This is a genomic window from Dellaglioa algida DSM 15638, from assembly GCF_001434695.1.
Classification (GTDB): Bacteria; Bacillota; Bacilli; order Lactobacillales; family Lactobacillaceae; genus Dellaglioa; species Dellaglioa algida.
In genome coordinates this window covers 1-25696 of record NZ_AZDI01000009.1, presented here as the reverse complement: position 1 = coordinate 25696, position 25696 = coordinate 1, and the positions used below count along the sequence as shown (strand labels likewise).

Sequence of the window (25696 nt, the reverse complement as noted above, 5' to 3'; positions counted from 1 at the left end):
TCATTTATTTTTATTTATGAATTTCTGCATATCCAGTGCGATGGGACTTTGGACATTTACCATTCTGTGGGTAAACGGCTGGTAAAATTCAATCTCGCTGCAATGTAGTGCCTGCCGTTCCATTGGCATATCGACGTGTCCGCCATACAACGTATCACCAACTAAGGGATGTCCTGTTGACGCGAAATGAACTCGAATTTGGTGTGTCCTACCCGTATGTAGTTGAATTCTATACTGACTAGCGTCCTGCGTAGACCGCTCCAACCAATATTCCGTTGAAGCCACTTGACTACCTTCTCCATGCCCAACTTGTCGTTTGATAAACGATTCAGGATCACGTTGAATAGGCTCGTCAATGAGTCCATGATCATCTGTAAGCTTTCCTTCAACAAAGGCTGTATAAAACTTATTAATTTGATGATTTTGTAGTTGTTGATCTAGTAGCGCATGGGCAAACCGATGCTTAGCAAACAAAACGAGCCCGCTTGTATCACGATCGAGACGTGTCGCAATATGCGGAACAAATTCCTCTAAATGGCAATTATCATAATAACCTGCGACACGATTAATCAGTGTATCTTCTGGGTGCAAAAACGAAGGGATTGATGCAACGTGTGCAGGTTTATTAAGAATTAAAAAATCACGATCCTCGAATGCAATATCAATTGGAACAAATGATTTTTTCAACTCATTTTTATTTTTTTCAGCTGGTAATACAATACTTACCTTATCATTTTGTTGAATAAAGTCGATTGCCCATTGCTCATTGTCATTAACTAGGAGCCGTCCACCGCGATATTTAAGGGTTGCTAAAAGTCGCCTAGATACACCTTCGCCCTTCAAAAAAGTTTTCACTTTTTGGGGTGACGTCCCAGTATATTGCCAATCAATCTTCATAATCACTGCCAATAAATGCTTCATTCACACGTTTCCAAAAATCATTATGTCGATATTTTGCAAAACAGATGCGTTCCTTTGCTACCCGGTATTTTATCATCTTAATTTGCTTATTATGATAAATTTCCTGATCAACACTAAAAATAAAATCACCACTTTGCGTTGGTTTAAGTGTTATCCAATCATTTGAAGCCACAATCACGGGTGAACTCAACGTTCGAAACACTCGATTATTAATCGATGCAATTTCTGCCATTTGTAATGATTCAAGGCCAGGGTGAATGACTGCGCCACCAACGGATTTATTGTATGCCGTTGACCCTGTTGGCGTTGAAATACATAACCCATCTCCACGAAATTTTTCGAATAATTGATCACCAATATAGACATCCGTCACCATTGTATTATTAATTCGTTTTAATGTTGATTCATTTAGCGCAAGAAATTTTTCAGGCTCCGCGTCATAATATTCAACTTTAACATCTAATAATGGGTAGTTAATTGATTGTTTATTGTCTGATTGTAGGCTAATAACTAAATCATCAATTTCATCATCTCGCCAGTCCGTATAAAATCCCAAGTGCCCCGTATGGACCCCAACAAACCTGATATTTTGAAGATTATCTTGATAGTTTCTAAATGCGGCAAGTAATGTTCCATCACCACCAACCGTAATGACAATTTCGGGATCATCATTATCAATTGGTATATGCGCGTCCACTAATTTTTGATATAATTCCTTACTAACTTTTTGTGATTTTTTTCCATCGTTTTCAAAAATAGCAACTCTCATATGTACCCTCTTTTCCAAATATCTCTTGCTACTTATTTATCATCTTTAGACTGATTTTTATTCAAGCCTTTACCATAAAATAAGTGTTGAGCTTCTTGAATTTCTTCTCTAATTTCGGACATTTCGGTATCTAATTTAAAAGCGGCCTCCGCTGCTCGCTCTAATCGTGCATTCAACTGACTAGGGAATTCGCCTTGATACTTGTAGTTCAAAGAATGTTCGATAGTTGCCCAAAAATTCATGGCTAATGTTCGAATTTGAATTTCAACAAGTACATTTTTTTCACCGTTTATCATTTGTACCGGATATTTAAGCACAATATGATATGATCGATACCCACTAGCTTTTTTATTCGTAATATAATCACGTTCTTCTACCACGGTCATGTCGTTTCGAGAGCGCAATAAATCAACGACTTGATAAATATCATCGACAAACTGACACATAATGCGAATGCCAGCAATATCTTGCATATCAGTTTCCAGTCGTTCCTCTGAAATTTGACGTCGCTCAATTTTCTCTAAGATACTATCAACTGTCTTCACACGACTCGTTACAAATTCAATTGGTGAATGTTGACCAATACCCGTAAACTGCTTTCGTAATCCACGCATTTTAATTTTCATTTCTGAAACTGCCTGTTCATAAGGTCTAAAGAAATATTTCCAGTCTTCTACCATATCATCACTCTATTCTTTTAATCAATTTACTCATTTCATTTTAGCATAACTCAAGCGATTACATCCGATTTAGTCTCTCAATATCCATAAAATTAGAGAATAATGAGCTCATTTTTAGAAATCTTGATAATTAATAAGCGTTAATGATTGAAAAAAAAATAAAATTTGGTAAAGTAAGAATAGTTATTAAAACAGAAATGAAATCAAACCCCACACGCTCAATATATGATTTTAAATCTAATCAATTAATTGGAGGAATACTCTTGCTAGAAATCTATTTATTTGTCAACCCATTAGGCACTAAGTGTTTCAAGTCTGAACAAAAAGTTTTAAATTATATTGATAATTCATCAGAAAAAGTTTCTTGTCAATTTGTGCCCATTTTAAATATGCAAATGATAAGTGATATCATGATTGAAAAGAATCTTGATACGCACAATTTATCGCTTCGGAATGAATTGGTTACGTCCCTTTATCAGGCTACTTTAGATTACAAAGCGGCCCTTTTTCAAGGTAAAAAGCTCGGCCGCGCATTTTTAATGGCCATCCAGGAATCTTTAGTTAAAGACAGCGCCTGTTATTCGGAAGCTCTCATTCAACGTGCTGCCAAGAGTGTCGGCCTTAATTTAGAAATGTTCACTGAGGACAGACGTTCTGATTTAGCAAAAAAATCATTTAAAAATGATCAAAAAATTGCTAACGACATGAATGTTACGGAACATCCCACGATTGTGATCAATAACATTGATGGTCTTGACTGCGGCATATCATTTCCAGATGTTGATCTTCTCAATCTATCAAAGATTTGCGCCGGCGATTTTAATTGTCAAGAAGTCTTACAGCAAACTGATTTTACTACTGCCAACAACCCACAAAATCAATTATACGTTTTATAAAATAAAAGATACGCTCGTAACCTTATTATTAAGATTACGAGCGTATCTTTTATTTTGCTAGTATTTCAGGTAATAATGCTTCTAATTCATTCAATCTTATTTCAAAAACAGAAAAAGCATTATCTAAATATTCCGATTTGGTCATATCAACGCCTGCTTTTTTCATGACATCAATTGGAAAATCTGAGCTCCCCGCTTTTAGATAGGTTAAATAATGATCTAGTGCATCTTTTTTACCACTCGTTATCCCTTCGGATAAAGTTGTTGCCGCAGCAAACCCCGTTGCGTACTGATAAACGTAATAATTATAGTAGAAATGTGGGATTCTTGACCATTCCATGGCGATTTCTGGATCACGCTCTAAACTATCACCATAATATTTCTGATTTAAATCAGCATAGTAGCTAGACAGTTTATCGGCCGTTAACGGATTTCCAGCAGCGTCTTCCTCGTGAATCCAATGTTCAAATTCCGCAAATTGTGTTTGACGGAAAACCGTTCCCTTAAAGCCATCCAAATAATAATTAAGTAGGAATGCCCTTACTTTAGGATCTGTTTGTGTTTTTAATAAATAATGAGTTAATGTATTTTCATTAGTTGTTGAAGCAATCTCTGCCAAAAAGATTGGGTAATCACCATATAAATATGGTTGATTATGATGTGTGTAGTAGCTATGGACACTGTGACCCATTTCATGCACAAGTGTGTACAAATTATTTACGTTATTCTGCCAATTTAATAACATATAAGGGGCCGTGTCGTACATACCAGATGAATAAGCACCACTTCGTTTCCCTTGGTTTTCGACAACATCAATCCAACGGTCATCAAACGCTTGTTGAACATGGCTCAAATAATCAGGGCCCATTTCGTGTAACGCTTTTAGTGCTTCATCTTTTGCTTCATCATAGGTGTAACTTAATGCCGGTTCACCGGTCATTGGTGTATACAAATCATATGAATGCAGTTTTTCAACATTTAATATTTTCTTTCGTAAAGTAACATAACGATGTAACAAGGGTAAATGTTTATTTACTTGCTCCACCAACGTATTATAAACAATTTCCGGTATTTGATTATTTGATAATGACGCATCCCGGGCATTTTCGTAGTGTCTAATTTGTGCACTATAATTATGAACTTTTACATGACTTGACAGCGTAGAAGCTAATGTATTCTGGAATTGTCCATAAACTTCGTACAGTTTTTTAAAGGCTTGTTCTCTCACGCTTCTATCTGTTGACTCCAAAAGAACACCATAGATTCCTTGCGATAATTGGACATCATTTCCACGTTCATCTTGGACTACTGGGAATTTCAAATCCGCATTATTTAATATTTCAAATGTTTTAGATGACGCACCAAAAATATCGCTAGCTCCGGCCAATAATGTTTCTTCGGCATGAGAAAGAACGTGCGCCTTTTCCATTAATAAACTATCAAAAAAATGCTGATAACCTTTTAACTCTTGGTTATTAGCAATAAATTGATCCAAAGTCGCCTTTGGCATCGCGATAATTTCAGGTTCCAACCAAGAAACAGCTGCCGAAACTTTAGCCGCCAATGACCCGGCCCTAGCGTTTAAAGCCTGATATGTTGGATTTTCTGTATCTTGATCATTCTTTAAATTAGCATATACATAAACTTTTTCGAGCATTCGTTCAAGGCCAAAAATAGATTTCAATCCAATCAAGAGTGCTGAATCGTCTTGACTTAATGTTCCTTGGAGGTTCGAGATCGTCAACACGGATTTTTCGATTTTCTTATAATCTTCTTCGAATAGTGCGTCCGACCGATATACTTTTTTGACATCCCACGTTAATTTTTCCGGTACTTCTTCACGTTTTGGTAATTGTTTAGCCATTGTCATAAAATCCCTCCAAATATCATTTATTTACACTTATAAGATAACATATTTTTAATCAAACTATTCACTAAATGCACAAGATCGGCATAACTTTTCTTTTTTTAATGTTGCATCGTTCGCCCATTCAATTTTACGACATATCTCGTAATTCCCCGTTGTATCAATTGGCATTATAATTTGATTTTTAATCAGACTTTTCACACAAGCATCATTAACTTGTTTCCGTGCTAACTGATTAACAAAAGGTAATTAAAAAAACATTTTAGTTATTTTTTGATGTTTCATAAACATTAACTCAATCTCACTTCTAGTTATACTATCTGCCATCACTTCTTGTAATTCCAGAACAACTCGAATTCTCCAAAAAATATCTTCATGTTGATAAATAGGCGGTAGTCGTGATTCACTCAAACAGCATAATGGGAATCCCATAAAAAGCTGGCGTCGCGCATAACAATAATCTATTTGATTTTTTAAATATCGATTAAGATAATGGCAGTTTTTCTCTAATTTTGTTAACTGCCCCGCTAGTTCACTTCGTGTTAAAGCCAAATTTCTGTTTCTAGAATTTATCTTAATAAACAACATTAAGGCCGTCGCATCAGTAAATATCCCCGTTCGATACCTTAATCCATACAAATTCTCAAAACACAGCTCATACTTTAATACTAAACATTGCTTTTCCGCATCGAGATAAACCAAGAAATAACCAATATTTTTATGAAAGTTTATAAACATAGCTTGCTGCTGCGTTAATCTTTGACCTAACATGTGTCGTTTACCTAATATCCAAAAAATTCTATACCCGTGCTCTTTATACCCCTTGGTTCTTTTACGAAAAGAGTCGAGCGATAAAGGACTACATTGATACTCTACAACTAATTGGCTGTTCCTTAAATTAATTAAAACGTCCGGTCTTTGCTTGATTTTCGGTAAGTATTCTTCAATCTTAGCTTGTTTATGTCTTTTCTCCGCCCATAGTTTTATTAATTTTTTACCAATTACGTGTGCGTCAGTTTCACCTTCTGAAAAATAATGACATGTTTTTTTGTAGTGCGCAAAATGGGCTTGCTTTTGGGGCCCATTTTTATAAGTAACGCGCTCTTTGCATCCGGGACAAAAATAGTTATGCCCTCGCTTGAAGTCCGTCGCGCAAACTAGCTCTTCATGGTGTTCCATTTTTGCATATATCATTTAACTGCTCCTTATCACAATTAAAATACGCAAAAAAATAAACAAACCAACCATAAAAGGTTAATTTGTTTATTTGAAGTATTTTCTTGCTTCAGAAAGTGCATCATCTGACATGATCTTTTTCCCACGTTCTTCCAAAAAAGACCCAGTTGAAGGCACAACTTGTGCATACTCTAACGCGACAGCGATATCATTTTCGATTGTTTCTTTTGTTGTGTTATCTTTATCAAAAATTAATTCTAAAAAATATTTATCTTGAACCTTAAATAAATTACTTTGTGTACTCGTTGGTCTAAAAATTTTGGCGAGTTGAATAAAATCTTCAAAATCTCCAAATTCAAACGTTCTCGTTTGAGCCGCTTTTTGGTAGCCCGTTCCTTTGACTGTGTTCTGTAATTCGCCATCAGCATCTTCTAGTTCAGATAGTCTATCCTTTATGAAACTGCCTAAATCGTCTTCCTCCGACAAATCAGAGATATTTATTTCTTTAGGGTTTTGGATATCTTCTGGCTTACCACGACTAATAAACAACTCTAACCCGTCTCGATTAGGTAAAACTTGGAATGTCACTGCTTCATTATTTTCAAATTCGTGTTCTGTATCTACTTCGCGTAAAATACTATAAAAGAAGTCTTCAATTTGAGTTCTATTACCCAATAAATCTAAAACGGTAATACCCCTTTTAGACAAATCTTCATCTTCCACTAAAACTCGAATCGTATTTTCATTTATTTTTTCCATTTTCATTGCTTATCACCCATCTTTCTGACAACTATCTTAATTTTAGCTAATATTCACCATTTGTAAAGAAATTCAGCCTAAATAAAAAATCCAGGAATGTTCATCCCTGAATTTTAACATGTTGCCCTAGTAAAGGCTAATATTCTAACGTTTTTTAATTTTAACTTAATTAAAATCCAGCAAGTAACTGTGCCTTTTGTAATTCTAAAGCTCGCACATCTCTTGGTAAGAAACGACGAATTTCATCTTCATTGTAGCCAACTTGTAGACGTTTTTCATCCAAAATAATTGGACGACGTAATAAGCCGGGATTCTCTTGAATTAATAAAAATAATTGTTGAAGTGGTAGATCATCTAAGTCCATATCTAATTCTTGGTAGACTTTTGATCGTTTTGAAATAACTTCTTCTGTTCCATTTTCAGTCATTTGCAAAATTGTTTTAATTTCATCAATGTTGAGAGGCTCAGAAAAAATGTTACGTTCTTGGAATGGAATATTATTTTCCTTAAGCCATGCACGTGCTTTTCGACATGATGTACAACTTGGTGAAGTGTATAAGGTTACCATATGCTCTCTCTCCTTTTAATAAAAAAAATTATCGATTACCATAAACTTATTGTAACTTATTATTCAGCAAATTACTATCATTTTATTAAAAAAATTTACTAATTAACGCGATTGATAATCGTACATTTATATCTAAATTGTTCATTTAAAACAAATATTATTACACTTATACCATAAATGGTTTTTATCGTTTTACAACGTTATCATAAAAATTTTATGGTTATTATTATTTAAGAAAATATAATATACATTTTCTTAAATAATTAATCATGCGTTATTATCCTTTTATACTTACTAAAAGTACGTAACGACGGCTTGAAACGCATGTTCATGCTAATTCAGTATTTTTATTAACAATAAAAAAAAAATACATATTGTTAAAATAATTTAACAATATGTATTCGATTACAAAATTACTTTTAAATATTTCTCTGCAAGTAAAACAGTCACATCCTCACCAGCTTCTAACTCCGCTTGTTGCTTTAATAATTCATGCGACCCCATTGCCGGTAAATGGGTTAATAGCAACCTTTTAACATGATTAATCCGTGCAAATCTTCCAGATTCACCCGCCGTCATATGCCATTTTTTACCAACTTTATCATTAAAGAAATTTGTATCAGTCATTAATAAATCTGCATTTTGGCTAATTGTGTTTAATTTCTCGTCATAGGCGGTATCTGCCGTAAAAACAAATACCTTACCAGTTGCACTCTCCGTGATTTTCATGGCATACGCGGGTACTGGATGAATTGTTTCTATAAATTCAAAAACAAACGGCCCAATCTCTACGACTTCTCCATTTGTATAACCGACTCCGACCGTAGCATCCGCCCAAGTGAGCTTACTAAATGCCTCTTGATCGATTTTAGGCCCGTAAATAGGTAAGGCCTTAGAAACTTCATCCCCGTTAATCTGCCAATCGTATTGTAGAACACCAACGTCTGCAATATGGTCTTGGTGATAATGTGATAACACAACCGCATCTAGATTTAAGGGGTTCAATTTCTGCTCTAAACTGAGCATAGCCCCACTACCACAATCTAATAATAAATTAAATCCGTTACTTTGAATCAAGTAAGAACTGGTTCCAATCTCATGTGCTGGATACCCGCCATAAAATCCTAAAATTGTCAACTTCATTTTTAATTATCCTTCCCTTTGCTTTTGCGTCTCGGATACCATTTTTTTGGACTATACTTAGTGATGAATTAAAGAAAATTGGAGATGTATCTTTGTTAAATCGAATAAATACAGCGCTAGGCGCAGAATATTTTTTAAAATCTATTGTCAGAAATAACTCATCACGATCTTTTATTATGCTAAGTCCTATTGTTAAGTATAATAATTCATACCTGCTGGACATATCCGATGATAATTCTATTTTCTATTCTGGATTAGACTTCCGTGTTAGGTATCACGTAGGTGCAGATTCCTGGCAAGGATTCTACCATTTTAAGTATATTACATTAAGCGACGAAGAGAGCAAGGTATACTTGGCTCAGGTCCAAAGCTTCATCAGTAAACAAAAGAATCCTGACGGAATGGTTGCTTATTATACCTTACAATCGTTGTCTAAAGGTTACAATTACGTTTTTTTAACCATCTGGAAACAACAATCTGACTTTGCCAATTGGCGTAAAAGTTCAGATTACGAACAACTGAAGTATTACGAAAGTGAATTTCAAGTCACCCCTGTGGATGCATTGTATACAGTTAATGAATTCATAAATATTAAAGGTTAAGTTACTTTTTTAAGTGCTTAACCTTTTTTTAGTTTCTATTATTAATAATTCGGTTCAAAACGTGCGCAGTGATCAAAAATAATCCGTAGTACATCGCATAGAAGGTTCCCCAGAAAAATATAATGACATTGATATTTGGTAAATCAAATAAGGCCACATAAATATTAAAGGTGAACAACGCTTCGATTGACCCTAAAATAACTGGAATTAGAAATAGTCCAGCCGTCTGCTGATAAACGATACGTCGAATCTCCTTATTGGTTACGCCTAAACTCTGCATCAACGAATACGTTTTCTGATTTTGTCTAAGATCTACCATTTGTTGCAACATCATAATACTACAAGTTGCGACTACTAAGATAATACTGATAAAACAAGTTACATATATAAAAAAGCCCGTTAATTGAGTGACGTTTTTTGCAACTTGTTTCCTAACGCCTACGTTTTGGTAATGGTAACGGGACTTGGATTGAGCGGAAAAATTATAGTGTGTATTTTCCAGAGAAGTTCCAGTTAACTGCAAATAGGTTTGTTCTTTTGCCTGATCATCAAGTTTATGTCCAAAATCATTTTCGCTTTGTGCAAATGCTTGATACTTTTTAATATCAATGGCTGTTAGATTATATCGCGTATCACTTTTAACGCCGTTATATACCTTATCATCAACAATCATCAAATTTTTAACATAATGGGTTTCACCATACGGAAAGATACTCTGATATTTTTGTATTTTTAACTGATTCAATGATTCTTGATCAAAATGAATCAACTGTTTTTCGCCGTCAATTTGATATCTCGCTAGCTTATGTAAAATCATTATTGACTCATCTGACTTAATTTTAATGGATTCTAATCCATCTTGAATTCTACGAGCACGATTATAATCAGATTCTGACATAATTGTTATTGGGGTAATTTTTGGTTTACTGCTATTTTTTTGATTTAATTGAACGCTCGTCCGCATTGGTATAATTTTAAAATGTCCGGTAACCTGCTGCTTTATCTCTAACTGATTTTCTTTTAACACTTTTTTAACGGTTGCCAAATGATAATTATCCGTTATGAAGTGAGCCGGTGCAACCTGATCAATCGTCTTTTGCGCATACGAATATAATGTAGCCATCCCAATAAACGCAGACAATGAAAACATAATTAACAAGGTCATCAAGCTCAACATCACCGCATTTTGTCTCAGATTACCTTTCAAATTAGAAAAAGCGAGTAATCTCCCCCCTCGATACATAAAATGGTGCCACTTTTGCATCAATCTTAACAGAATAGGTATCAAACAATAGAAGACCAAGAGGGTTCCTAAAATAATCATCACTGCAATCATAACAATGACCAACAAATAATCATTTCTACGTAGCCAAATATTAAAAATAGGTCCGAGCTCTTCAAAATTAACTGCTAAGTATAAGGGAACTCCAATTAGAAAAAGACTAACGATGGCTAGAAGACGTTTAAATGATCCGAAATGTTCATTACTAGCACCATCATTGTGTGTAAATAATGAAATTAACTGTTTCCGGTAGATAATACTCGAATTAATAACAGACATCACTAAAAAGATGACATTAAAGATTAAGACGGTATTAATTAAACTCCGCCAAGATACGATAATATTTGTATCCGCCGTGATCACCATAGCCCTCAGTAGGATCATTGCAAATAATTTAGAGAAAAGTGCACCAACGGCTAAACCTATCATCAATGCAATATTACCCAGAATCAAATTTTCAACGAACAACATCGCAGCAATCTGACTCTTCTTAACTCCAAGAAGATGATAAACGGCAATTTCCTTTTCTCGTCGTTTGGCCACAAAAAGATTGGTATACATCATAAAACAAGCAATAAAAATTAAAATTAAGAAGCTACTAATTTGTAACGTCACAGATATTGGTAATTCTACGCGTGAATTTTGTGTTAATTCTTTATTAAAAGACATTGATAAGAAGGAAAAATACACAGTAACGGCAATTGAACTGGCGATTACATAAATTAAATAATCCCAAAAACTTCGTCGAACACTTTTTAAAACGATATTTGCCAATGGTTTCATTGTTCTCCTCCACCAATGGCGGCTTGCATATCAATTATTTTTTGGAAAAAATCTTTTCTTTGTCCGTCTCGCCTAATTTCAGCAAACACGTGTCCATCCTTAATAAAAATAATCCTTTTACAATAACTAGCCGTAAATGCATCGTGCGTGACCATCATGAGCGTCATTTTTTGCTTTTCATTTACGTCCGTTAAATACTGCAATAACTCTGTAGCAGCTTTTGAATCCAAGCTACCGGTTGGTTCATCCGCAAATAACATCTTAGGTTCTGTTATGATAGCTCGGGCAACTGCTGCCCTTTGTTGTTGCCCTATTGAGACTTCATTTGGGAACCGTTCCAAAATAGTATTTAAATTTAAGACGGTTGCAATATTGGCAAGCTTTTCCTCAATTGTTGCCACATTCAATTTGTCCAAAGCCAGTGGTAAGATAATATTTTCTCGAATTGTTAAAGAATTCAGTAAATTAAAATCTTGAAAAATGAACCCTAATTTCTGGCGTCTAAATTCTGATAGTTTTTTTTCATCATATTGTGTAACGTCCTGATTATCAATCTTTATGTGTCCAAAGGTAGGTTTATCGATTGTTGACATAATGTTTAGCAATGTCGTTTTACCAGCACCAGAAGGCCCCATGATACCAACGAACTCCCCTGGATCAATGACAAATGAAATATTGTCAATTGCAGTTGACCGATTAAACTTCATACCATAAATTTTTTTTACGTGATCTACTTCAATGAATGCCATAATTTCGTCCCTCCGTTACTCAATATTATACCTAACAACAGGGCGCTTAGCCTAATATTTATTTATACCTCTCGTCCATTTGAATTTACCATTAAAAACCGGTATTGTAAGGTAAATACGTTTCTAACTTAAAGAGGTGACAATATGTTTAATATAATGATTGTAGAAGATGATAAAACAATTGCTAATATTACCGCAGATAGCTTGGCAAAATGGCGATTCAATCCCATTTTAACTAACGATTTCAGTAAGATTGATTTAGAATTTATTGAAAAAAAACCACATTTAGTTTTATTAGACATTAACTTGCCAGATTTTGATGGTTTTTACTGGTGTAAAAAAATCCGTGAAACATCTAATGTTCCAATCATATTTATATCTAGTCGTAATACCAATATGGATATGGTGATGGCCATGAATATGGGTGGCGATGACTTTGTCAGCAAACCCTACTCAATGGAGGTTCTAGTCGCCAAAATTTCTGCTCTATTACGTCGCACATACAATTACGTGGAAATGGGACCTGAGACACTTGAACATAATGGTCTCTTCTTAAATCTACAAAATGGAACCGCTAAATTTAATGATGAAATTATTGATTTATCAAAAAATGAGTATCAATTACTTCAATATTTAATGCGTCAAACGGGTAAAATTGTCAGTCGTGAAAAATTACTCCGTGAACTTTGGGAAGACGAACATTTTGTAGACGATAATACATTAACCGTTAATATCAACCGCGTACGTAAAAAAAATTGCACATGCAGGACTGCCTAATTTCATTGAAACAAAGGTCGGCCAAGGCTATATCATCCCCTAGGAGGCATCCATGACATTTTTTAAGTACCTTTCAGATAAGATATTCTCAATTATTTTCTTCATATTTGGTATTTTATTAGTCAATCTTATCCTGTGGTTAGATCCATTTCATGAGATTGTTTTATCCACATTAACGTATATTGACGTGTTAATTATGTTAATCTCGACCGCTTTCATCACGACGCGCTACTGGTTCAGTCGTCGATGGTATCAAAAATTCAGTACGCCAATTGATGCATCAGCAACAAATTTGTCATTACCAATTACGGGTGCACATTCCAATGAACAGCAAATGTATCAGGTGTATATTAATTCATTATTGAGTGGTCACCAAACACAATTAAATAACGTTCTATCAAAACAACAAGAACAAGAAGACTTTCTGAATGCATGGATTCATGACATTAAAGTCCCTTTAACCGCAATTCAATTGCTGATTGAAACATCAGATGGTAAACTGTCCGAAAAACAAGTTATGCAAACTGAAATTGAATTAAAAAAGATTGAGAATTTCGTGGAGCAAGTTATTTATTATTCTCGTTTAGATAGTTTTTCAAATGATTATTTAATTCAAGATTACTCACTTAAAAAAATAGTTAACCTTGTTATTCGAGACAATATGAACTTATTTTTCTCAAAGCATATCCGTTTCACTTTCAAAAATGAAGATATCTCTGTTTTAACCGATTCCAAGTGGCTACGATTTATTTTAAATCAAATAATTACCAATTCGCTAAAATATACACCAGAGAACGGTGAAATTTCTATTTCTTTAGCCGATACTAGAAAAGAAACTACGTTATCAATTAAAGATACCGGAATTGGAATTCCAAAAGTTGATTTAGCCCGCGTTTTTGAAAAAGGCTTCACTGGTAATAACGGTCGACAATTCAACCAAAATGCTACAGGCTTAGGTCTTTACTTAGCAAACCAACTGAGTCACAAATTAGGTCACAAATTATCAATAGATTCTTCAGTGAACAAAGGCACAATGGTAACCATTACTTTCCCAAAACTTGCCTATTATAATGATGAAATGGGCAATATTCTTCGATAGGAGGCATTACTATGTTATCAGAAATTGAACTCGGTTTTACAAACGTAAAAACTATTGACCCAGATATTATCGTGGATTTACGATATGCCACAAAAAATAACTTTACCAACCAAATTATCTATGACTTTTCGGCGGCCATTGCAAGAACGGGAACCGTAAAAAAGCTTGGTATCGCCAGTAAATTACTTAAGGTACAAGGTTATCGTTTGAAAATTTGGGATGCCTACAGACCCGTTTCAGCTCAAGAAAAATTGTTCGAAGTGTATCCCGATCCCAATTTCGTTGCGAAACCAAATCCTAATTTTAGCCATCAAAAAGGCGTTACATTTGATTTGACAATCTGTGATTTAAACGGAAAGGAACTCGAAATGCAAAGTGAATTCGACGATTTTTCAAAACGAGCCGGAAGAAATTACAACAGAACGACACAACAACAACGTAACTACGACGTGTTAAATAATGCAATGATAACGGCCGGATTCATCGGATATTCCGAAGAATGGTGGGACTACAGAGATTCTGATATGGATGCCTATACACCTCTCGCCGCAAGTCCAAATGACTACTAAAAAACGCTTTACTCTAAGAATAATCTTAGAGTAAAGCGTTTTTAATTTAAATGAAATACATATAGGCAACTTAGCCATAAATAATCATATGATTATTTCAATAATTTATCCCATAAAACGACTTCACCAGTTGCTAACGACTTTTGAACGTCAATAATTCTTTGATTTGAACTACCCCTGAATTGTAAAGTTAAATCTTTTTTTGGTAACTCAAATCGACCATCAACCAAAATATCTATTTTTGAAAGTAATTCAAGTTTATCATCAGATTCAAGCATTAACTCATCCCAGGTGTAACCTGTCCAAGACCAAATATCTTTTGTCCAAGCGTAGGTGTCACGAATACGATTGACTAGACTCAAACAAACCTGTGTATTAACAAATGGCTCCCCACCCAGTAAAGTCAATCCCTGGCAATAATCCTCACTCAAATCCACTATAATCTGATCTTCAAGTTCCTTAGTATAAGGCGTGCCATATCTAAAATTTTGAGCCGCTTTATTATAGCAGCCAGGACATGCGAATAAGCATCCACTAACGTATAAACTACAACGAACACCCTCACCGTCGACAAAATTAAAAGGTTTGTACGATGCCACATATTGTTGACTTAACTCGCTTGCCATCCATTCTTTAGGTTGCGGATTTCTGGGCGTTCTAATTCTCTTTTGTCGTTCCATCATCAACCATTCCTAAACTCATATTTTTAACACGAGAGGCAATCTCTTTGTGACGACCATGAACCATTGGACGTTGTTGTGGATTACCTAAATACCCACACGTTCGCTTAACAACATCACATGTTTTAGGATCGTGATTCTGACATTTAGGACATTCAAATCCGCGTTCAGTAGGATTAAATTCACCATCGAAGCCACATTGATAACAGTGATCAATGGGCGTATTCGTCCCTAGATAGCCAATTTTGTCGTAAGCCCAGTCCCAAACGGCTTCCAAGGCTTTAGGATTTTGACGTAAATTAGGATATTCACAATAATGAATAAACCCACCAGACGCATATTTAGGATATGCCATTTCGAATGATAGTTTTTCAAATGGCGTTGGATTTTTCCTAACGTCATAATGAAAACTATTTGTATAATATTCTTTCGCCGTAATATCTTTAATTTCACCAAATTTTTCAGTGTCCAAGGTACAAAAACGATCAGTTAATGATTCACTTGGTGTAGAGTAAACACTAAAATGATAATCATATTCTTCAGACCAATCTGAACAATAATCCTTAAGACGTTTTAAAATATCGACTGTAAATTTATGTGCCTCTTCATTTTTTTCCCAATTAGGACCAAAAAAGACAGTTCCAACTTCATATAATCCAATATAACCCAAGGAAATTGTTGCACGTCGATGCAGAAATAAATCATCAACATTGCCATCTGTCTTCAATCTCTTTCCAAAAGCCCCATGTTGATACAAAATAGGTGCATTTTCGGGTACTGCTTCCTTAACACGATTAGCTTTAAACACAAGTGCCTCTTTACAGAGTTGGATTTTCTCCCTGAATATATCCCAGAATAAATCAATATCACCATGTGATTCTAAAGCAATTCGAGGTAAATTCACGGTAACCACACCCAGATTCATACGGCCTGAATTAACCTCATTACCATTTTCATCTTTCCATCCTTGTAGAAAACTACGACAGCCCATGGGCACCTTAAAACTACCCGTAAGCTCTTTTATCTTATCGTACATTAAGATATCAGGATACATTCGCTTCGTCGCACAATCGACAGCCAGTGCCTTAATGTCGTAGTTAGGATCACCAGGTTTTAGATTCAAATCTTTTTTTATTGTGAACACTAACTTTGGAAAAATTGCTGTTCGATGTTCTCGACCTAATCCTTTAATCCTGATTTTTAGAATTGCAATTTGAATTTCACGTTCGATCCAACTTTCACCCAACCCAAATCCGAGCGTAGTAAATGGTGTTTGCCCTTGCGATGAAAATAGCGTATTAATCTCATACTCTAATCCTTGCATTGCATCGTAAATGTCTTTACTAGTTTTAAGTTTAGCAAATGCCATTTGCTTATCTGAATCAGGAATCCATTCTTTTGCATCAATTAAGTGTTTTTCATAATTTAACTGTGCAAATGGGGCCAATAACTCATCAACTCTATCTGCAGAACAACCGCCATATTGACTTGAAGCGACGTTAGCAATAATTTGTGCCATTTGAGCAGTGGCCGTCTGGATTGAATGTGGACTTTCAACTTCTGCATTTCCAATTTTAAATCCATGAGTCAACATTTCTTTAAAATCGATTAAACAACAATTAGTCATAGGACTCCATGGTGTGTAATCTAAATCATGATAATGGATAGAACCGCGTAAATGAGCCTTAGCAATTGATTCTGGCATTAATTTTAAACCTAAAGTCTTACCAACAGTGCCAGCCGTTAAATCCCGTTGTGTGTTAAAAACATTACTGTCTTTATTAGCATTCTCATGAATAATTGTTGAATCCTTATGTAACAATTTCTCTAACCGATCAGCAGGATCAGTTTGCTCTCTCCAACGTAGCTCATCTCGCGTTCTGTATTCTTGATAATTATGTAACGCGTCGCCATATCCTAATTCCTTATATACATCTACTATTAAATTAAACATAGTCGATGCATCAACACTATGGCGGTCATTCAATTTTGTTAACATTAACGTTTTGAATTGGTCCCGTTCTTGAGAAGAATGCAACCTCTCTAACGTACTTCCCATAACCTTTCGCATTAAAAATTTAACTTTACGACCATCGCGCTTTACAAATATAATAGGTCCTTTTATTTTTAATATTGAATTATCATTTTTCATAAATGGACTTCCTTTTCTTTTTCGAATAAATCTATATTACTTGATTATCCTTTACTAAACAACAATATATAGTGTGCAACAATATCTATAAGTCTATATGTCGGATTACATGATACCTGCTACCGTTGATGTTAAGCCAAACAATTCAATACCATTTTTCAGACAGATATATTAAAAACTTAAAAAAATCGTATCTGATCTACATAGATATTCCCAAAAATGGCTTATCAATCTCTATAATACTCAAAGATATTCTTAACGGAATTAAAAAAGAATAAATGACGCAAATAAAACTAACATACTGATATTTAACCGTTGTCCCTATGCATATATCCGTAAATCATGATATTAACGAACCTAAAAAGGACAACAATCTGTAATTCTCTATCATTTCCTATAATTTAGGGCAAAAAAAAGCCCATAAAATAGGCTTTTAAGTTTTATAATATTCTCCATAATGCTTTAAAGTATACCGGTGATCGGGGTGCCAGATTTTTCTGATATCCATTGACATGAAATATATGACTGTTTAGTTAGTTTTACATCTTTTTGGGTTGTAAGACTCATTTACGATTTTTTAAAATCATTTTAAAAATGGGACAGTATTGGGACAATGAATATAATTTATTGATTAATTAAAAGGAGATTTAATATGTTATTTAACGAACATTTTAATTTACCACCTATGAAGTACCATACAGGTCAAGAAGTTATTTTTCATTACTACACTATTAGTTTGCATGGTCAGATTGAGATAGCAGATTTTGGCGGTTCTTTAGAGAACGATTATCACAGCTATGACATCTACGTCTCCGATATTAACACTTTATTTAAGCATATTCCTGAAGCAAATATTGTTTCTGCTAATTTTAATATTTAGGAATTACAACTTATAATTTTTATATTTTAGAATAAAGTTTGATTCAAAAGTTTTTTTTTGCTAAAATAAAATCAAGAAATTATGTAAGAAAGGAATGAAATCAGTGGATTATTATCAAGCTAGAATCTCTATAGAAACAGCTAGGTTACTTGAAAAAATGAGATTGTTTTATGAAGAAAAAGTTGGTGGTACGGTAACTAAGGGAGATTGTCTAATTAAAGCATATTATGATTCTCTTTGGGTTAAAAATTGGAAGGAAATATTTGACTCGCCAATGCCCCCAATTAATAACTTTGATTATAAAGTTAGTTCTACCGGTCAAATGCTAAAAATACAAATTACAAATGATGTAAAAGAAAGCATACAGAATCTAAAATCTACTTTACCTGAAATTATTGGAACTCGTTCTGTTACTGTAGGTGTATGTATTAGGGAAATATTAAAATCAGCTTATATAACAAATTTTGAACATAAAAACGAAAGTCTACAAGTATCAAAGGTTAAGAATACAATAAATGAACAGAGAAAAATTGCAAATTCTTTTTCTGATATAACTATTCAAACAGAAGTATTCAAAATGTTAGATGATATTGAACTTGAATTTATAAAAATTCTAAAAAAATAAACTACAGTACTAGGTTTAACTCTAGTACTGTTTTTTTATACGTTCGGTTACAAAAATTCTTAGTTTAATTAGTACATTTTGTTGACATAGATCTCAAACAAGAATATACTTATTTTTGTACTAATATTTGTACCAAAAGAACAGAACCTTAAATATAAGTATTGAGAGGAGAAATTATGAACCCTAATAAACCATATGTTGAATTTTTTGAGTTGACTGAAGCTTATGATAACGTCATCAGTAAAGTTTTATTAGCTTCTGACTTATCAGATGAATCCCGTATTCAAATTGTTTCTGATATTCAAGAAGCAATAAATAAAATTGATTTTGATGTTGTGTCGTCGATTGGTGAAAAATAATTGAGAGGAGTTTGGCTATGTCTATTAAAAACAAAGGAGATCCTTATTCTCTAATTTGAAAAATATATTTATATCCCATATTACTATAAAAGGAGATCTAATAATTAATGAAAAAAATTACGTTTAAGGAATTATTCGATATGCATCATATGGTATTGCCTTTGTCACAACAGGTATTTACCAGAATACAAAATTTGAACCCCCAAGAGAGCATAGACTTCATACTAGATAATGATTCAGAAGAGCTTTTAAAAAATTCATTTAATCAACTATTACCAGCAGAAGAAAAAACAAATATCTCACAAGCCACCTTGAAAAAGGTAGCTGAGAATATTTTGATTCTCAATCAATGGTACCACTCCGGTAGTCATGAATTGTGGATAGATATGATTAATAAACCCATATATCGTTGCCACCCTTCTTCCTTTATAGCTATTCCTACTAACTCTCCTTTGAAAGGAGGTGCTACCAGTGAATTCAATTTATAAGACTTGTACCTATGTATTATTATTAATCTTTTCTGTTCTTTCAGGTTTCCAGGCTTCTGTGCACTTTACTAGATTTTTCCCAATAGATACAATTAAAGCATTGTTGGCTTTTGTTATTATTATCTTAATCGTCCAAACACCAGAGCTCTTATATTATATCTTCAAAAAAGATAAAGGAGCAAAATAATGAGCAGAATTTTACTATTCCTTCAAAATAAGAACGTGCTCGAAAAAGTATATATAGTTTCTTTAAAAAAATTTTATAAGCGGAATAAAATGTTTCATATGGCAATTACACCAGCTAGGATTTTAATTATAGGGGTAGTACTGCTGGCAATTCTAGCGGGTCTATACAGCGCGTTAGGTAACTATCTCTTCGTTATCATGTCAGTATTTGTCTTGGTTACCCTCGTTTTACGACATATAGTACAGAGTCCGCGGATATATGAAGGTACTTTGCGGAATTTTATTTATACTAATAAATTGTTTGAGGTTGATGATAATGTGTTAGTTAGCGAAATTCAAATGGGATATGTGGAGCATGACGATGGTAGCTTATCAATCATCGTCGAACGCAACGGAGATCAATACCAAGAAAGAGCTTCCAACATCGGATCACAATTAGCATCAGCGATTGGAATTGATTTACAAAATGTTGATGAGCAATTGCGTTATGTTGAGTACATTTTTGCCGATACTATACCGATAGAACAACTCACATTTTCTACATTGAATCCATTAACAAAAAACTTCTTTTCTCAACCTCTTGAACAAATTAGGCTTACTAATACTCAGAATTTCTCCTTAAAACAGAGCTCTATGCTAGGACTTTACGGTCGTACAGGTTCAGGGAAAACGGTTGCATTACAGTGGTACCTGTATAACGCTATTAGTAAATTTTCCGGTACAGATAAGGAATCGTTACTAACTATCGTTGACGGAAAAGGTGCAGATCTCTTTGAATTAGGCAATATTGTAAAAGAAGAATTGCCTGGAAATGTTTCTGTTGGACAAACTCCCACAGATTTAGCAAAACTATCACGTGAGTTTGTTGAAGCAATGACACAAAGGTTTACCCTTATTGGGGAAAATCCTGCTCTTAATGCCGATGGATACGACTTAGGCTTAACGCCATCTTTTTTATTTGTAGACGAACTGTCGAGCATTCGTGATTCATGCGGAAACAGTAAAGAGGGAAAAGCTCTCTGGGCAGAAATACTTCAAAATCTTGGTTTGGTAGCAAAAAAGGGACGCCAAGCCTCTTGTCACTTGATTTTGAGCACCCAGGACCCCAGTGTTTCCAGTATCCCGAGTGAACTCCGCTCTCAGGTAACTACTGTCCTCTATATGTCGAACCCCGGAAATGACCGGTTACGCATGGCTTTTAGCATGTGTGAATTGGAAGACGTTCCTACCCTATCTGGGAAAAAAGGAGAAGCTCTATTTTATGCTGAGGGTCGTGGTCAGAGTGAACCAGAAATAACTGTTGTTCCCTTTGTAGACGTGAAAACAAAACAAGAATTTCGAGACGTAATTAATAACATTAAACCAGACCAAACAATTTCATCAGACATTCTAATATAATCAGTGAATTTTCTGATTCTATTAGAATGTCTGATATTCACAAGCGTTTTTTGCTAGTGACTATCTTTTGAATGATGAAAAAGGAGAAAATAATTTGTCAGAAATCAAGATGAAAATCACAATAAATGGACAAGTCATGACATGTTATGAAACGGACAGTAACGTCTATAAGGCTCTTTTTGATGCGTTACAAGAAGTACACATGTTTATAGTAAATAATGAAGAATAATTTAAAATAGGAGATGTATACACATGAAATTAAATGATTTTTTAAATCCCACCCTGTTGGGTCGGACATTCATAGCCGTCAGAGGCTATTCAGAAGCGGTTGATCATGAAACTCAAAAATTAGCAGCGTATCGTTTGAACGTTTCAATTCAAGATGAAAACTCACCCTTCTACCTAGAACTGATAGATGTAAAAGTTAATAATTTAAATCCTACTGTCTCGGTGCATGAACTGGTTAATAATAAAACTATGCCTGTTGAGGTTGTCGATTTAAATGTAGGTCAATATAACGGAACCCTGTGGTTTAATTGCTCAGATATTAAGCCCATTAAAAAAAATTAAGTAATACTTAAAAAATCTTTTCTCAGAATCCGCGCCAGAGGTGCGGTTAGTGGAACGTCTGAGAGAAGATTTTTTACTAGTATTTACGGGAAAATTTATTTTCCCTAGTTGATTTATTATATAAACAAAGTTTTGGCGAAAGTCTGCTAATATTCTAAAATTTTTTTAAGGGTTGATTTTATGACTGGATATAATCAAAAAATAGTCCGTACAAATTCGTACGTTGAAATTTGGGAGTACGATAAACCTATATTTTTTCAAGATAAATTTATTGAACTCTCAGATACCGTTATTGAAAAAGAGCAACAAAAAGCAAAACGGAAAACATTTGATGAACTTACTAGTGAGGAACAAAATAGAAGATTAGCAAGAATGGGTAAGACAAGGCTAGATGCAAAATGGAAATTATTGCGAATTGTTGACTGTAATTTTGATGACAAGACTTCTTTTTTAACGTTAACAACTAAAAAAAATATACAAGAAAGAGATGAATTTACAGCATTATTAAAAACATTTATTAAAAGATTTAATTACAATATTTTCAATACCAAGAAAAGCAAACTAAAATATTTAGCCGTTTTAGAGCGACAGAAAAGAGGTTCCTGGCATGTTCATATCTTGCTATTTCAAGTACCATACGTTCCTCATGCGAAACTAATAACATTATGGGGACACGGTGCTGTTCGAATAAATAAAGTAGATGTTGACTCAAAAGAAAATCGAGGAAGATATGTTACTAAGTACTTTGAGAAAGGAATAGGTCAAGAACTTTTAGAAAGTTTTGGAAAAAATGCTTACTTGAATTCTAGAAATTTACTGAAGCCAGAAATTTCTAAAGTATATTTAAAAGATAAATTAGAATTTGATAAATCAGCTAGTCTATATCAAAGTGAGTATGTAAGTAAAATTTATCGAGATGGACATTTGATAGATAATCCTGTAACATATCGAAAAATAAGAATCGAGGATCATAATTAATGGATAAATTTAAATTGCGATACGTTTGTGAAAATTGCGGAAAGATAGGCTTTTATCATAATGAAGAAGAAGCTTTTCAAGATGGTTGGGATTACCCTCCTAAAATGGGTACCTATCAGGTAATAGGTCCGAGAACTTGTGGGAATTGTCCTATTACAAGCACACTTTTTTGGGCACTCAATACGGGGCAAGTTAAGTCATTTGATGACATGAGCCTGAAACAGCGAGTTACGTTGATAAGAATTTTGGGAGAACCCGGAACAATTTTAGGAAACGAATATTAATTCTAGGAGGAAAATTATGCTATCAATTGGGAAAGAAGAAATCATGGAACAAACTGGCTACTCCCCTGCTGTCGCTGGTCGGATAATTAGAGAATGTAAGCAGAAACTTGTTGCAGAAGGCTATAAGTTTTATGCAAACAAACGACTAAGTCGGGTTCCATTAGATACAGTTAATCATATGTTAGGAATTACTTTGACTGGGAGTGAAGCAATTGGCAACGTTCAGACGTCGTGGAAAAGTATGGGAGTATAGGCTTAGAGAATTTAATATTAGTAAATCTGGTTATAAAACAAAATCGGAAGCAAAAATTGCTGCTACTGAAATTGAATTTAGTTTAAAGCGTGGGAGTAAAATCGACAAATCTTCCACTGTGTTCGACATTTGGGAACGTTGGTTTAAGTTGGAAATTTTACCATCTAATAAAAGTGACCGTACAAAAGATAAATATAAAAAAGTTGGTACTCAAATAAAAAAATATTTTGGAACCAAAGTGGCTTATTCGTTACGATATAGCGAGTATCAACAAATCTTGAACGAGTATGGACAACATGTAGGTGTTGATACTCTATCGAGATTCAACAGTGCCATTCGAAATTCTATTATCCAAGCAAAGAAAGATTTTATTACCTTGAATGATTTCACACTTGGAGTTAAATTAAATGCCAAAATGAAACCAAAACCAGCCAATGAAAAATTTATTGAAAGTATTTCAGATTATCAAAAAATATTGTCTTATTTAAAACAACAAATGAACTATCCTGAAAGTATCATGCCCTATTTCTTTTATATTCAATTAAAGACCGGTTTTAGAGTTGGAGAGGTCTTAGCACTAACCTGGAAAGAGATAGATTTTGAAAATAAGTTTATAAGCACATACAGACGAATCGATAGTGCTCGTCATACATTTGTGCCTCCAAAGACTGACACTTCAGTAAGAACAGTTCCAATAAGCGATGATGTACTAAATGTTTTAATATCGCTAAAAGAGAAACAAAAATTAATGGGATTATTGAAAATAACAGATAATTTAATATTTTTCGATGAACTCACTGGGTTACCTACTAACAATGGTTTAAATAAAGCATTAAAGAAATATCTTGAAACTTTAAGTATATACCCATTAATAACAGCAACTGGCTGTCGTCATACTTATTGTAGTGTATTATTAGCTAAAGGAGTTGATATAAGTGTTTTAGCAAAGTATATGGGACATAAAAATACTCAACGTATTATTACAACATATGGACATGTCTTACAAGAGTTGGAGGAAAAAGAAAATGACCAAGTTAGGGACTTACTTAAATCGTTTTAATACCAAATTGGGACAATTTCGGGACAAAAAAATAAAACAGCCTATCCCATAAGGGATAAACTGCTTTAAAGTATACCGGTGATCGGGGTCGAACCGATACTCCATTGCTGGAACTGGATTTTGAGTCCAGCGCGTCTGCCAATTCCGCCACACCGGCATAATTCGTGTAAGGCGGTAACCGGATTTGAACCGGTGATGAAGGTTTTGCAGACCTCTGCCTTACCACTTGGCTATACCGCCATATAATTGTAATAACTTATAAAATCAATTATTACTTGATATAACCCTAATAAAGGGCGACATGTGGGAATCGAACCCACGCGTGCCGGAGCCACAATCCGGTGCGTTAACCACTTCGCCAATATCGCCAAAACAAAAAATGGCAGGGGTAGTAGGAATTGAACCCACACTGACGGTTTTGGAGACCGTAGTTCTACCTTTAAACTATACCCCTGTAAAAATGGAAGAGAGTGGATTCGAACCACCGAACCCGAAGGAGCGGATTTACAGTCCGCCGCGTTTAGCCTCTTCGCTACTCTTCCAAAATAAAATGGCGCAGGACAGAATCGAACTGCCGACACATGGAGCTTCAATCCATTGCTCTACCAACTGAGCTACTGAGCCATTAAACGGTCCTAACCGGATTTGAACCGGTGATCTTCCGCGTGACAGGCGGACGTAATAACCCCTATACCATAGGACCAATTGCGGGAGCAGGATTTGAACCTACGACCTTCGGGTTATGAGCCCGACGAGCTACCAGACTGCTCCATCCCGCGATAATATTAAAAAGGAGGATAAGAGATTCGAACTCTTGCGTGGTTTGACCCACCTGACGGTTTTCAAGACCGTTCCCTTCAGCCAGACTTGGGTAATCCTCCATATGAAAATGTCTACTTGAATCAGCTACAAGTAATGGACCTTGTAGGACTCGAACCTACGACCGGGCGGTTATGAGCCGTCTGCTCTAACCAACTGAGCTAAAGGTCCAAGCTTCTTACGTAGAAAATAGCGGTGAAGGGGATCGAACCCCTGACCTCCCGGGTATGAACCGGACGCTCTAGCCAGCTGAGCTACGCCGCCATAAAATAAAAACATATAATAAATTGTAAATTTATTAATCGGGAAAACAGGATTCGAACC

Annotated in this window: 27 protein-coding genes, 11 tRNA genes and 1 pseudogene; 16 read left to right on the top strand and 23 right to left on the bottom strand. The window is 34.6% G+C overall.

Annotation, left to right across the window (positions count from 1 at the left end; genetic code table 11):
- Genes FC66_RS06315 through yjbM form a run of 3 tightly spaced genes read right to left on the bottom strand, consistent with a single transcriptional unit; the run spans position 1 to position 2370 of the window.
- Positions 1-921: an RluA family pseudouridine synthase gene (locus tag FC66_RS06315; RefSeq protein WP_420911477.1), complete on the bottom strand. Its 921-nt coding sequence runs from the start codon at positions 919-921 to the stop codon at positions 1-3.
- Positions 887-1690, bottom strand: coding sequence for an NAD kinase (locus FC66_RS06310; protein WP_057974538.1), 804 nt, complete (start codon positions 1688-1690; stop codon positions 887-889). The genes FC66_RS06315 and FC66_RS06310 overlap by 35 nt, the downstream gene beginning before the upstream one ends.
- 32 nt (positions 1691-1722) lie before the next feature.
- Positions 1723-2370 carry a GTP diphosphokinase gene (gene yjbM / locus FC66_RS06305; RefSeq protein ID WP_057974537.1) on the bottom strand — a complete coding sequence of 216 codons (648 nt, stop codon included), beginning with the start codon at positions 2368-2370 and terminating at the stop codon, positions 1723-1725.
- A 263-nt stretch (positions 2371-2633) separates the two neighbouring features.
- Here yjbM and FC66_RS06300 point away from each other — a divergent pair, with 263 nt between their 5' ends.
- The gene (locus FC66_RS06300; RefSeq protein WP_057974536.1) at positions 2634-3266 is read left to right on the top strand and encodes a DsbA family protein; all 633 of its coding nucleotides are present in this window, start codon (positions 2634-2636) and stop codon (positions 3264-3266) included.
- Positions 3267-3315: 49 nt separating this feature from the next.
- Here FC66_RS06300 and pepF read toward each other — a convergent pair whose 3' ends face one another.
- The 5 genes from pepF to FC66_RS06275 all read right to left on the bottom strand — a co-directional run bounded on the left by pepF (position 3316) and on the right by FC66_RS06275 (position 8779).
- Positions 3316-5136 (bottom strand): oligoendopeptidase F, encoded by a 1821-nt coding sequence (gene pepF / locus FC66_RS06295; protein WP_057974535.1) that lies wholly within the window; start codon positions 5134-5136, stop codon positions 3316-3318.
- 246 nt (positions 5137-5382) lie between these two features.
- Entirely contained in the window at positions 5383-6327 is a 945-nt protein-coding gene (locus tag FC66_RS06290) for a competence protein CoiA (RefSeq protein ID WP_057974534.1), read from the bottom strand.
- Positions 6328-6396: 69 nt separating this feature from the next.
- A complete protein-coding gene (locus FC66_RS06285) occupies positions 6397-7074 on the bottom strand; it encodes an adaptor protein MecA (RefSeq protein WP_057974533.1) in 678 nt (225 codons plus the stop codon).
- Positions 7075-7237: 163 nt separating this feature from the next.
- Positions 7238-7636, bottom strand: a complete 399-nt coding sequence (spxA, locus tag FC66_RS06280) for a transcriptional regulator SpxA (protein WP_057974532.1) — start codon at positions 7634-7636, stop codon at positions 7238-7240.
- 405 nt (positions 7637-8041) lie between these two features.
- Positions 8042-8779 carry an MBL fold metallo-hydrolase gene (locus FC66_RS06275; RefSeq protein WP_057974531.1) on the bottom strand — a complete coding sequence of 246 codons (738 nt, stop codon included), beginning with the start codon at positions 8777-8779 and terminating at the stop codon, positions 8042-8044.
- Positions 8780-8955: 176 nt separating this feature from the next.
- Here FC66_RS06275 and FC66_RS06270 point away from each other — a divergent pair, with 176 nt between their 5' ends.
- Positions 8956-9381, top strand: coding sequence for an antibiotic biosynthesis monooxygenase (locus FC66_RS06270; RefSeq protein ID WP_157052004.1), 426 nt, complete (start codon positions 8956-8958; stop codon positions 9379-9381).
- Between the two features lie 28 nt (positions 9382-9409).
- On the opposite strand, the gene FC66_RS06265 is transcribed toward FC66_RS06270, so the two are convergent.
- Together FC66_RS06265 and FC66_RS06260 are read right to left on the bottom strand one after the other, a co-directional pair.
- Positions 9410-11446 carry an ABC transporter permease gene (locus FC66_RS06265; protein ID WP_057974529.1) on the bottom strand — a complete coding sequence of 679 codons (2037 nt, stop codon included), beginning with the start codon at positions 11444-11446 and terminating at the stop codon, positions 9410-9412.
- On the bottom strand, positions 11443-12198 hold the full coding sequence (locus FC66_RS06260) for an ABC transporter ATP-binding protein (RefSeq protein ID WP_112251474.1): 756 nt from the start codon (positions 12196-12198) through the stop codon (positions 11443-11445). The genes FC66_RS06265 and FC66_RS06260 overlap by 4 nt, the downstream gene beginning before the upstream one ends.
- Before the next feature lie 141 nt (positions 12199-12339).
- Here FC66_RS06260 and FC66_RS06255 point away from each other — a divergent pair.
- From FC66_RS06255 to FC66_RS06245, 3 genes and pseudogenes are all read left to right on the top strand, one after another.
- Positions 12340-13015: pseudogene (locus FC66_RS06255) on the top strand (response regulator transcription factor).
- A 9-nt stretch (positions 13016-13024) separates the two neighbouring features.
- Positions 13025-14071: a sensor histidine kinase gene (locus FC66_RS06250; RefSeq protein ID WP_057974527.1), complete on the top strand. Its 1047-nt coding sequence runs from the start codon at positions 13025-13027 to the stop codon at positions 14069-14071.
- A gap of 11 nt (positions 14072-14082) precedes the next feature.
- Positions 14083-14640, top strand: coding sequence for a M15 family metallopeptidase (locus FC66_RS06245; RefSeq protein ID WP_057974526.1), 558 nt, complete (start codon positions 14083-14085; stop codon positions 14638-14640).
- A gap of 92 nt (positions 14641-14732) precedes the next feature.
- On the opposite strand, the gene nrdG is transcribed toward FC66_RS06245, so the two are convergent.
- Together nrdG and nrdD are read right to left on the bottom strand one after the other, a co-directional pair.
- Complete coding sequence (nrdG, locus tag FC66_RS06240) at positions 14733-15320, bottom strand: anaerobic ribonucleoside-triphosphate reductase activating protein (protein WP_181647461.1); 588 nt, start codon at positions 15318-15320, stop codon at positions 14733-14735.
- Complete coding sequence (nrdD, locus tag FC66_RS06235; RefSeq protein ID WP_057974524.1) at positions 15298-17472, bottom strand: anaerobic ribonucleoside-triphosphate reductase; 2175 nt, start codon at positions 17470-17472, stop codon at positions 15298-15300. The genes nrdG and nrdD overlap by 23 nt, the downstream gene beginning before the upstream one ends.
- Positions 17473-18124: 652 nt before the next feature.
- On the opposite strand from nrdD, the gene FC66_RS06230 reads away from it, so the two are divergent.
- The 11 genes from FC66_RS06230 to FC66_RS06180 all read left to right on the top strand — a co-directional run bounded on the left by FC66_RS06230 (position 18125) and on the right by FC66_RS06180 (position 24553).
- Positions 18125-18352: a hypothetical protein gene (locus tag FC66_RS06230; RefSeq protein ID WP_057974523.1), complete on the top strand. Its 228-nt coding sequence runs from the start codon at positions 18125-18127 to the stop codon at positions 18350-18352.
- Between the two features lie 103 nt (positions 18353-18455).
- Positions 18456-18977, top strand: a complete 522-nt coding sequence (locus tag FC66_RS06225) for a hypothetical protein (protein WP_057974522.1) — start codon at positions 18456-18458, stop codon at positions 18975-18977.
- Positions 18978-19153: 176 nt separating this feature from the next.
- The gene (locus FC66_RS06220) at positions 19154-19336 is read left to right on the top strand and encodes a hypothetical protein (protein ID WP_057974521.1); all 183 of its coding nucleotides are present in this window, start codon (positions 19154-19156) and stop codon (positions 19334-19336) included.
- A 107-nt stretch (positions 19337-19443) separates the two neighbouring features.
- Positions 19444-19824: a hypothetical protein gene (locus tag FC66_RS06215; protein WP_057974520.1), complete on the top strand. Its 381-nt coding sequence runs from the start codon at positions 19444-19446 to the stop codon at positions 19822-19824.
- 186 nt (positions 19825-20010) lie between these two features.
- On the top strand, positions 20011-21408 hold the full coding sequence (locus FC66_RS06205; RefSeq protein WP_057974518.1) for a P-loop NTPase family protein: 1398 nt from the start codon (positions 20011-20013) through the stop codon (positions 21406-21408).
- Between the two features lie 94 nt (positions 21409-21502).
- Entirely contained in the window at positions 21503-21637 is a 135-nt protein-coding gene (locus FC66_RS08180; RefSeq protein WP_268904481.1) for a hypothetical protein, read from the top strand.
- Positions 21638-21660: 23 nt separating this feature from the next.
- On the top strand, positions 21661-21978 hold the full coding sequence (locus tag FC66_RS06200; protein WP_057974517.1) for a hypothetical protein: 318 nt from the start codon (positions 21661-21663) through the stop codon (positions 21976-21978).
- A 180-nt stretch (positions 21979-22158) separates the two neighbouring features.
- Positions 22159-22956 carry a rolling circle replication-associated protein gene (locus FC66_RS06195; protein ID WP_057974516.1) on the top strand — a complete coding sequence of 266 codons (798 nt, stop codon included), beginning with the start codon at positions 22159-22161 and terminating at the stop codon, positions 22954-22956.
- Positions 22956-23240, top strand: coding sequence for a hypothetical protein (locus tag FC66_RS06190; RefSeq protein ID WP_057974515.1), 285 nt, complete (start codon positions 22956-22958; stop codon positions 23238-23240). Before FC66_RS06195 ends, FC66_RS06190 begins: the two co-directional genes overlap by 1 nt.
- 16 nt (positions 23241-23256) lie before the next feature.
- Positions 23257-23493 carry a DUF3173 family protein gene (locus FC66_RS06185; protein ID WP_057974514.1) on the top strand — a complete coding sequence of 79 codons (237 nt, stop codon included), beginning with the start codon at positions 23257-23259 and terminating at the stop codon, positions 23491-23493.
- The gene (locus tag FC66_RS06180; RefSeq protein WP_235804048.1) at positions 23453-24553 is read left to right on the top strand and encodes a site-specific integrase; all 1101 of its coding nucleotides are present in this window, start codon (positions 23453-23455) and stop codon (positions 24551-24553) included. Before FC66_RS06185 ends, FC66_RS06180 begins: the two co-directional genes overlap by 41 nt.
- Before the next feature lie 73 nt (positions 24554-24626).
- Here FC66_RS06180 and FC66_RS06175 read toward each other — a convergent pair.
- The 11 genes from FC66_RS06175 to FC66_RS06125 all read right to left on the bottom strand — a co-directional run bounded on the left by FC66_RS06175 (position 24627) and on the right by FC66_RS06125 (position 25636).
- Positions 24627-24710 (bottom strand) — tRNA-Leu (locus tag FC66_RS06175).
- 12 nt (positions 24711-24722) lie between these two features.
- Positions 24723-24793: transfer RNA gene (locus tag FC66_RS06170), tRNA-Cys, on the bottom strand.
- 55 nt (positions 24794-24848) lie between these two features.
- Positions 24849-24921, bottom strand: a tRNA-His gene (locus FC66_RS06165).
- A 12-nt stretch (positions 24922-24933) separates the two neighbouring features.
- A tRNA-Trp gene (locus tag FC66_RS06160) sits at positions 24934-25007 on the bottom strand.
- Between the two features lie 7 nt (positions 25008-25014).
- Positions 25015-25095 (bottom strand) — tRNA-Tyr (locus FC66_RS06155).
- Positions 25096-25104: 9 nt separating this feature from the next.
- A tRNA-Phe gene (locus tag FC66_RS06150) sits at positions 25105-25177 on the bottom strand.
- A gap of 6 nt (positions 25178-25183) precedes the next feature.
- A tRNA-Asp gene (locus FC66_RS06145) sits at positions 25184-25256 on the bottom strand.
- A gap of 2 nt (positions 25257-25258) precedes the next feature.
- Positions 25259-25332, bottom strand: a tRNA-Met gene (locus FC66_RS06140).
- 12 nt (positions 25333-25344) lie between these two features.
- Positions 25345-25434 (bottom strand) — tRNA-Ser (locus tag FC66_RS06135).
- Between the two features lie 35 nt (positions 25435-25469).
- A tRNA-Ile gene (locus FC66_RS06130) sits at positions 25470-25543 on the bottom strand.
- A gap of 19 nt (positions 25544-25562) precedes the next feature.
- Positions 25563-25636, bottom strand: a tRNA-Met gene (locus tag FC66_RS06125).
- Positions 25637-25696 lie beyond the last annotated feature (60 nt).